This window comes from Variovorax sp. 770b2 (assembly GCF_900115685.1).
Lineage (GTDB): Bacteria > Pseudomonadota > Gammaproteobacteria > Burkholderiales > Burkholderiaceae_C > Variovorax.
The window spans coordinates 354,838-363,325 of record NZ_FOXJ01000007.1; the positions used below are offsets into that span (position 1 = coordinate 354,838).

Below are 8,488 nucleotides of genomic sequence, written 5' to 3' on the forward strand. Positions count from 1 at the left end.
TCAAATTAAGAACGCTCGAGCTCGATGTCGAGCCCCAGCGAACGAATTTCCTTGACCAGCACGTTGAACGATTCCGGCATGCCGGCTTCGATCGAGTGCTCGCCCTTGACGATGCTTTCGTACACCTTGGTACGGCCTTGCACGTCGTCGGACTTCACGGTCAGCATTTCCTGCAGGACGTAGGCGGCGCCATAGGCTTCCAGCGCCCACACTTCCATTTCCCCGAAACGCTGGCCGCCGAACTGCGCCTTGCCGCCCAGCGGTTGCTGCGTGACGAGCGAGTACGGGCCGGTCGAGCGGGCGTGCATCTTGTCGTCGACCAAGTGATGCAGCTTCAAGAAGTGCATGTAGCCGATGGTGACGGGACGCTCGAACTGGTCGCCGGTGCGGCCGTCGTACAGGTACGCCTGGGTGCGCGTATCGGTCAGGCCCTTGAGCTTGGCGATGTCGTCCGGGTAGGCGAGCTTGAGCATGCCGCGGATTTCTTCTTCCGAGGCGCCGTCGAACACCGGCGTGGCGAAGGTCGCGCCGGTTTGCAGGTTGGCGGCCATGGCGAGCACGTCGGTGTCGCTCAGCTGAGCCAGGTCTTCCGGACGGCCCGAGCCGTTGTACAGCTGCTCCATGAACTTGCGCACTTCGGCCACCTTGGCCTCTTGCTGCAGCATGTCGCCGATGCGCTGGCCGATGCCCTTGCCGGCCCAGCCCAGATGCACTTCGAGCACCTGGCCCACGTTCATCCGCGAAGGCACGCCCAGCGGGTTCAGGCAGATGTCGCACGGCGTGCCGTCGGCCATGTGGGGCATGTCTTCGACCGGAACGATCTTGGACACCACACCCTTGTTGCCGTGACGGCCGGCCATCTTGTCGCCCGGTTGCAGGCGGCGCTTGACGGCCAGGTAGACCTTGACCATCTTGAGCACGCCCGCGGGCAGCTCGTCGCCCTGCGTGAGCTTCTTGCGCTTTTCTTCGAATGCGAGGTCGAAGCTGTGGCGCGTCTGCTCCAGCGAGTTCTTGATCGATTCGAGCTGCGTGGCCACTTCGTCGTCCGCCGGGCGGATGTCGAACCAGTGGAACTTCTCGACCGACGCGAGATAAGCCTTGTCCAGCTTGGTGCCCTTGGCCAGCTTGTTCGGGCCGCCATTGGCGACCTTGCCGGTCAAGAGCTTCTCGATACGGTCGAACGCGTCGGCTTCGACGATGCGAAGCTGGTCGTTCAGGTCGAGGCGGAAGCGCTTGAGTTCGTCGTCGATGATCTGCTGGGCGCGCTTGTCGCGCGTGATGCCTTCGCGGGTGAACACCTGCACGTCGATCACAGTGCCTTGCGAGCCCTGGTCCACGCGCAGCGAGGTGTCCTTCACGTCGGAAGCCTTCTCGCCGAAGATGGCGCGAAGCAGCTTCTCTTCAGGCGTGAGCGTGGTCTCGCCCTTCGGCGTGACCTTGCCCACCAGCGTGTCGCCCGGCTGGACTTCGGCGCCGACATAGATGATGCCGGACTCGTCCAGGCGGTTGAGCTGCTGCTCGGCCAGGTTCGGGATGTCGCGCGTGATTTCTTCGGCGCCCAGCTTCGTGTCGCGAGCCATCACCACCAGTTCCTCGATGTGGATCGAGGTGTAGCGGTCTTCGGCGACCACGCGTTCGGAGATCAGGATCGAGTCTTCGAAGTTGTAGCCGTTCCAGGGCATGAACGCGATCAGCATGTTCTGGCCGAGGGCCAGCTCGCCCAGGTCGGTCGATGCGCCGTCGGCGATCACGTCGCCCTTGGCGATCTTGTCGCCGCGCTTGACGATCGGACGCTGGTGGATGTTGGTGTTCTGGTTCGAACGCTGATACTTGATCAGGTTGTAGATGTCCACACCGACTTCACCGGCAGCCGCTTCGGCGTCGTTCACGCGCACCACGACGCGCGTTGCATCGACGTAGTCGACGATACCGCCGCGGGTGGCCGTGACCACGGTGCCCGAGTCGACCGCGGAGACGCGCTCGATACCGGTACCGACCATCGGCTTTTCGGGGCGCAGCACGGGCACGGCCTGACGCTGCATGTTGGCGCCCATCAGCGCGCGGTTCGCATCGTCGTGTTCCAGGAACGGCACGAGCGAGGCAGCCACCGACACGATCTGCGCGGGCGACACGTCCATGTACTGGATGCGTTCGGCACCGACCAGGATCGATTCGCCGGCTTCACGCGCCGAGACCAGGTCGCCGGTCAGCTTGCCGTCCTTGTCCAGGGTCGCATTGGCCTGGGCGATGACGTACTTGCCTTCCTCGATGGCCGAGAGGTAGTCGATCTCGTTGGTGACCTTGCTGTCGGCCACGCGACGGTACGGCGTCTCGATGAAGCCGTATTCGTTCAGGCGGGCGTACAGGGCCAGCGAGTTGATCAGGCCGATGTTCGGGCCTTCGGGCGTTTCGATCGGGCACACGCGGCCGTAATGGGTCACGTGCACGTCGCGCACTTCGAAGCCTGCACGTTCACGCGTCAGACCACCCGGGCCAAGGGCCGACACGCGGCGCTTGTGGGTGATTTCGGACAGCGGGTTCGTCTGGTCCATGAACTGCGACAGCTGCGACGCACCGAAGAATTCCTTCAGCGCGGCCGAGATCGGCTTGCTGTTGATCAGGTCATGCGGCATCAGCGGCTCTTGCTCCGCTTGACCCAGACGTTCCTTCACGGCCTTCTCGATACGTGCCAGGCCGGTGCGGTACTGGTTCTCGGCCAGTTCGCCGACGCAACGCACGCGGCGGTTGCCCAGGTGATCGATGTCGTCGACTTCGCCATTGCCGTTGCGCAGGTCAACGAGGATCTTGACCACAGCCAGGATGTCTTCGTTGGTCAGCACCATCGGGCCGGTGGATTCGTCGCGGCCGACCTTGGCGTTGAACTTCATGCGGCCCACGCGCGACAGGTCGTACGTGTCCGGGTTGTAGAACAGGCGCTGGAACAGGGCCTGCACTGCGTCTTCGGTCGGCGGCTCGCCGGGGCGCATCATGCGGTAGATGGCCACGCGCGCTGCGAATTCGTCGACGGTTTCGTCGATGCGCAGCGTCTGCGAGATGTACGCGCCCTGGTCCAGTTCGTTCGTGTAGATGACCTGGATGTCCTGCACGCCGGCCGTGCGCAGCTTCTTGAGCAGCGCTTCGGTCAGTTCGTCGTTGGCCTTGGCCAGGATTTCGCCGGAGTCGGCGTCCACGATGTTGCGGGCGATGACGCGGCCGACCAGGAAGTCTTCCGGCACGCTGATGTGCGTGGTGTTCGACTGTTCCAGTTCACGCGTGTGGCGCGCGGTGACGCGCTTGTCCTTGGCGACCACGACCTTGCCCGACTTGTCGGTGATGTCGAAGCGCGCGACTTCGCCGCGCAGGCGCTCGGAGACGAACTCCATCTGCGCGCCGCTGTCCATCAGGCGGAAGTTGTCGTTCACGAAGAAGTTCGCGAGGATCGATTCCGGGTTCAGGCCGATGGCCTTCAGCAGGATCGTGACCGGCATCTTGCGGCGACGGTCCACGCGGAAGTACAGCATGTCCTTGGGGTCGAACTCGAAGTCGAGCCACGAACCGCGGTAAGGAATCACGCGGGCCGAGAACAGGAGCTTGCCCGAGCTGTGCGTCTTGCCCTTGTCGTGTTCGAAGAACACGCCGGGGGAGCGATGCAGCTGGGACACGATCACGCGCTCGGTGCCGTTGATGATGAACGAACCCTTTTCGGTCATGAGCGGCACTTCGCCCATGTAGACCTCTTGTTCCTTCACTTCCTTGACCACCTTGGACTGCGACGTCGACGACTCGCGGTCATAGATGATCAGCTGCACCTTGGCGCGCACTGCCGAGGCGAAGGTCAGACCGCGGGTCTGGCATTCACGCACGTCGAAAGCCGGTTTCGCGAGGTTGTACTCGAGGAACTTCATCTCGACAAAACCGTTGTGCGAGACGATCGGGAAGGCAGCATCGAACGCGGCCTGCAGGCCTTCGACGGTGCGTTGTTTGGGGGCGATGCCGGCTTGCAGGAACGCGGTGTACGCGTCTTTCTGCATCTGCAGCAGGTAGGGGATTTCGACGACGCTGTCGCGGTTACCGAAACTTTTTCGGATGCGCTTGCGTTCGGTGTAACTGTACGCGGACGATTGGGCCATGAGAGCTCCGGAGCTTGAGATCTTCAGCGACTTGTCAGCAATGCCGGGCGAACGGCACCACTGCTTGGCGGCTGGCCACTACCAGCCGTTGGCGGACAGCGATGCGTTGCACATCGCCCGAACCAAGGGGTCTTCTGCAGTCGGGGTCAGAAGACACTCAAAAATCGCCGGTATCTGGCCATTTTTGGGTGCGCTCTGAAAGCGGCAAAGGCTGGAGGGCCTTTTCAGGCACCTCCAGCCCTCTAGGGGGTCTGAATTACTTCAGTTCCACCTTGGCGCCGGCTTCTTCCAGCTTCTTCTTTGCGGCTTCAGCGTCAGCCTTGGACAGGGCTTCCTTGACAGCCTTGGGAGCGGCTTCCACCAGGTCCTTGGCTTCCTTGAGGCCCAGGCCGGTGATTTCGCGCACAGCCTTGATGACCGAAACCTTGTTCGCGCCGACTTCGGTCAGCATGACGTTGAATTCGGTTTGTTCTTCGGCCACTGCGGCGGCGGGGCCGGCAGCTGCGGGACCTGCCATGGCGGCAGCGCTCACGCCAAACTTCTCTTCGATGGCTTTCACCAGTTCGTTGAGTTCCAGGACCGTCATGCCGTCGAGCGCGGTCAGAAATGCGTCTTTATCGAATGCCATTTTTGTTTCCTAACAATTGGGTTGAATATTTCAAACGCAAGCCGGCTTATGCGGGCTGCGCCTCGGCTTCTGCCGGTGCATCGGCTGCGGGTGCTGCTGCGCCTTCCCCACGCTTCGCGGCCAGCGCCGCGAGAACGCGTGCCGTACGGGAAATGGGGGATTGCATCAAGCCCAGCAACTGCGCCAGCAACACTTCCTTCGAAGGGATGCTTGCGAGCTGCTTCACGCCGTTCACGTCCAGGACCTTGCCGCCAAACGCACCACCGCGAATCACCAACTTGTCGTTGGTCTTCGCGAAGTCGGCCACCACCTTGGCGGCGGCCACTGCGTCTTCGGAAAAGCCGTAGATCAGCGGGCCGGTCATCTGGTCGCCAATGACTTCGAATGCGCTACCAGCAACAGCACGGCGTGCCAGCGTGTTCTTGAACACGCTGAGAGTCACACCCTTGCTGCGTGCTTCGGTACGCAGTTTGGTCATATCGGCAACCGTGATGCCACGGTATTCCGCCAGCACGAGCGTTTGAGCTTTTGCGGCGAGGCTGGTCACATCACTGATGACCGCTTCTTTCTCACTGCGATTCAGACTCAAGGTCTACTCCTTTTAATGCGACCTTCGGCCGGGGCCTCGGATCGCGCTTCATGCAGCGACCAACTGTTTCGGAACAAAAATCAAATTCCTTGCAGTGGGGTCGCCATCTGCGCTGATTGCCGGACAAAAGGTCCGGCGATTAAGTGCAGGCACCCTGCACACCAGCGGTCTTGGATGGCTCGTGGCAACCGGAGCTGCCGCGACCCACCACATTCGCCCTGCCCTTTCGGGCAAGGCCAATCTCTCTTAGCTCGCCGAGATGGTTTGCGTGTCCACGCGGACACCCAGACCCATGGTCGACGAAACTGCCACCTTGCGCAGGAACACGCCCTTGCTGGTGGCCGGCTTGGCCTTGACCAGCGCGTCGATCAGCGCAACCAGATTGCCTTGCAGCTTGTCGGTGTCGAACGAACGACGGCCGATCGTGCCGTGGATGATGCCGGCCTTGTCGACGCGGAACTGGACCTGGCCAGCCTTGGCGTTCTTCACAGCCGTGGCGACGTCCGGGGTCACCGTGCCAACCTTGGGGTTGGGCATCAGGCCGCGCGGGCCGAGGATCTGACCGAGCGTACCGACAACGCGCATGGCGTCAGGGGCAGCGATCACGACGTCGAAAGGCATGTCGCCAGCCTTGACCATGGCAGCCAGGTCGTCCATGCCGACGATGTCGGCGCCGGCGGCCTTGGCTTCTTCAGCCTTGGCGCCTTGGGCGAACACGGCGACGCGCTTGGTCTTGCCGGTGCCGTTGGGCAGCACAACGGCGCCACGCACGACCTGGTCCGACTTCTTCGCGTCGATGCCCAGCTGCACAGCCACGTCGATCGATTCGTCGAACTTGGCGGTGGCGGCTTCCTTGACGAGCCCGATGGCTTCAGCGAGGGCGTACAGCTTGTTGCTGTCGACCTTGCCTTCGAAGGACTTCTGCTTCTTGGTGATCTTGGACATTTACACGCCCTCCACATTCACGCCCATCGAACGGGCAGAGCCGGCGATGGTGCGAACTGCTGCGTCGAGGTCGGCGGCAGTCAGGTCCTTCATCTTGGCCTTGGCGATCTCTTCGAGCTGTGCGCGCGTGATCTTGCCGACCTTGTCCAGGTGCGGACGGGCCGAGCCCTTGTCCAGCTTGATGGCCTTCTTGATCAAGGTGATCGCCGGGGGCGTCTTGATGATGAAGGTGAAGCTCTTGTCAGCGAACGCGGTGATGACCACCGGCAGCGGCAGACCCGGCTCGACGCCTTGGGTTTGCGCGTTGAACGCCTTGCAGAACTCCATGATGTTCAAACCACGCTGGCCCAGTGCGGGACCGATGGGTGGTGACGGGTTGGCCTTACCAGCTGGTACTTGCAGCTTGATGAAGCCGACGATTTTTTTCGCCATGCTTTGCTCCTTGCGGGTGATATCGCCTTGGCTTTCGCCGCGGCTCCCCGGGGTTTAACGACTCTTCGATCAAGGCCGCGCGCCGAGTCGGACAGCGCGCAGCCGGAATTGGTTCAAGCCTTTCGGCTCGAGGCTCAGGTTTTTTCGACCTGGCTGAATTCGAGCTCGACGGGTGTGGAGCGGCCGAAAATCATGACCGACACGCTGACCTTGCTCTTCTCGTAGTTGACGTCTTCCACCGTGCCATTGAAGTCGGTGAACGGGCCTTCCTTGACACGCACGAACTCACCCACGGTGAACTCGACCTTGTGACGCGGCTTCTCGGTGCCCTGCTGCATCTGGCTGACGATGTCCTCGACCTCTTTCTGCGAGATCGGGGCCGGACGGTTCTTGGCGCCGCCCACGAAACCCGTCACCTTGTTGGTGTGCTTCACCAGGTGCCAGCTCTCGTCGTTCATGATCATTTCGACCAGCACGTACCCCGGGAAGAAGCGACGCTCGGTCGTGCGCTTCTGGCCGTTCTTGATCTCGACCACTTCTTCGGTCGGGACCAGGATGCGGCCGAACTTGTCCTGCATGCCGGCGCGGTTGATGCGCTCGGTGATGTTGCGCTCGACGGCCTTCTCCATGCCCGAATAGGCATGCACCACGTACCAACGCAGATCGGTGTTGGCGGCGGGAGCCAGCACGGAGGTGTTTTCTTCCTCCGGCGTGCTCGGCGTGGTTTCAACTGCGTCGTCGGTCATTTATTTTCTCCAGCCCAGAATGAGGTCGAAAAACACCCATTCGAGCGTCTTGTCGGTGAGCCAGAGGAAGACGGACATGATCGCCACGAAGGCGAACACGTAAGCCGTCATCTGCATCGCTTCCTTGCGGGTCGGCCAGACGACCTTCTTGACCTCGCGCCACGAGTCGCGGCCAAAGGCCCACAACTGACGGCCATTCTCCGAACTGCCGAAGGCACCCACGGCCGCGGCCAGGCCGACCAGCAGCGCAGCCCATTGCACCAGCGAGCCTTGGCGCGAGAGCAGATAGAACGCCACGATGGCGCCCACTGCCAGCACCACGGCCGCGGCCAATTTGGCCTTGTCGGCGCCCGTGCTCACGGTTTCGATTTGAGAAGTGGCCATGTTTGGCTGATTTCCTGTGGCCTTTCGGCCTTCAATTCAATGCGTCTCTTGAGACGCCGAAGCCCGTCGGGACACGACGGGCTTTTTTCGGAGTGCCACCTAGGTGGCAGGGGCAGTAGGAATCGAACCTACAACCTTCGGTTTTGGAGACCGACGCTCTGCCAATTGAGCTATACCCCTCCGGTACTCTTTTCGCTCGGCTTAGATGTCGAGGATCTTTGCCACGACGCCCGAACCCACGGTGCGGCCGCCTTCACGAATGGCGAAGCGCAGGCCTTCTTCCATCGCGATAGGGTTGATCAGCTTCACGGTGATGCTGACGTTGTCGCCAGGCATGACCATTTCCTTGTCCTTGGGCAACTCGATCGCGCCGGTCACGTCCGTCGTGCGGAAGTAGAACTGCGGACGGTAGTTGTTGAAGAACGGCGTGTGACGGCCACCTTCGTCCTTGGACAGCACATACACCTCGGCGGTGAAGTGCACGTGCGGCTTGATCGAGCCGGGCTTGCACAGCACTTGGCCGCGCTCGACTTCTTCGCGCTTGGTGCCGCGCAGCAGCACGCCGACGTTGTCGCCAGCTTGACCTTGGTCCAGGAGCTTGCGGAACATTTCCACGCCGGTGCAGGTGGTCTTG

General features: G+C 62.0%; 8 protein-coding genes and 1 tRNA gene. All 9 read right to left on the reverse strand.

The window, feature by feature from the left end; genetic code table 11:
* Positions 1 to 5 precede the first annotated feature (5 nt).
* A complete protein-coding gene (rpoB, locus tag BM133_RS29390; protein ID WP_093441986.1) occupies positions 6 to 4,130 on the reverse strand; it encodes a DNA-directed RNA polymerase subunit beta in 4,125 nt (1,374 codons plus the stop codon).
* Between the two features lie 256 nt (positions 4,131 to 4,386).
* Complete coding sequence (gene rplL, locus BM133_RS29395) at positions 4,387 to 4,758, reverse strand: 50S ribosomal protein L7/L12 (RefSeq protein ID WP_093441989.1); 372 nt, start codon at positions 4,756 to 4,758, stop codon at positions 4,387 to 4,389.
* Positions 4,759 to 4,804: 46 nt separating this feature from the next.
* Complete coding sequence (gene rplJ / locus BM133_RS29400; protein ID WP_093441992.1) at positions 4,805 to 5,347, reverse strand: 50S ribosomal protein L10; 543 nt, start codon at positions 5,345 to 5,347, stop codon at positions 4,805 to 4,807.
* A gap of 246 nt (positions 5,348 to 5,593) precedes the next feature.
* Complete coding sequence (rplA, locus tag BM133_RS29405) at positions 5,594 to 6,292, reverse strand: 50S ribosomal protein L1 (protein ID WP_093441994.1); 699 nt, start codon at positions 6,290 to 6,292, stop codon at positions 5,594 to 5,596.
* Positions 6,293 to 6,724, reverse strand: coding sequence for a 50S ribosomal protein L11 (rplK, locus tag BM133_RS29410; protein ID WP_093441997.1), 432 nt, complete (start codon positions 6,722 to 6,724; stop codon positions 6,293 to 6,295).
* Positions 6,725 to 6,858: 134 nt separating this feature from the next.
* Positions 6,859 to 7,470, reverse strand: coding sequence for a transcription termination/antitermination protein NusG (nusG, locus tag BM133_RS29415; protein ID WP_093441999.1), 612 nt, complete (start codon positions 7,468 to 7,470; stop codon positions 6,859 to 6,861).
* A complete protein-coding gene (gene secE, locus BM133_RS29420) occupies positions 7,471 to 7,854 on the reverse strand; it encodes a preprotein translocase subunit SecE (protein WP_007831049.1) in 384 nt (127 codons plus the stop codon).
* A gap of 104 nt (positions 7,855 to 7,958) precedes the next feature.
* Positions 7,959 to 8,034: transfer RNA gene (locus tag BM133_RS29425), tRNA-Trp, on the reverse strand.
* A gap of 21 nt (positions 8,035 to 8,055) precedes the next feature.
* On the reverse strand, positions 8,056 to 8,488 hold a 433-nt coding region (locus tag BM133_RS29430), incomplete at its 5' end, for an EF-Tu C-terminal domain-related protein (protein ID WP_371286363.1).

Bases quoted from the DNA above. Each gene is read 5' to 3' on its own strand.
- rpoB (WP_093441986.1), bottom strand. From the start codon at position 4,130: ATGGCCCAATCGTCCGCGTACAGTTACACCGAACGCAAGCGCATCCGA.
- rplL (WP_093441989.1), bottom strand. From the start codon at position 4,758: ATGGCATTCGATAAAGACGCATTTCTGACCGCGCTCGACGGCATGACG.
- rplA (WP_093441994.1), bottom strand. From the start codon at position 6,292: ATGTCCAAGATCACCAAGAAGCAGAAGTCCTTCGAAGGCAAGGTCGAC.
- rplK (WP_093441997.1), bottom strand. From the start codon at position 6,724: ATGGCGAAAAAAATCGTCGGCTTCATCAAGCTGCAAGTACCAGCTGGT.
- nusG (WP_093441999.1), bottom strand. From the start codon at position 7,470: ATGACCGACGACGCAGTTGAAACCACGCCGAGCACGCCGGAGGAAGAA.
- secE (WP_007831049.1), bottom strand. From the start codon at position 7,854: ATGGCCACTTCTCAAATCGAAACCGTGAGCACGGGCGCCGACAAGGCC.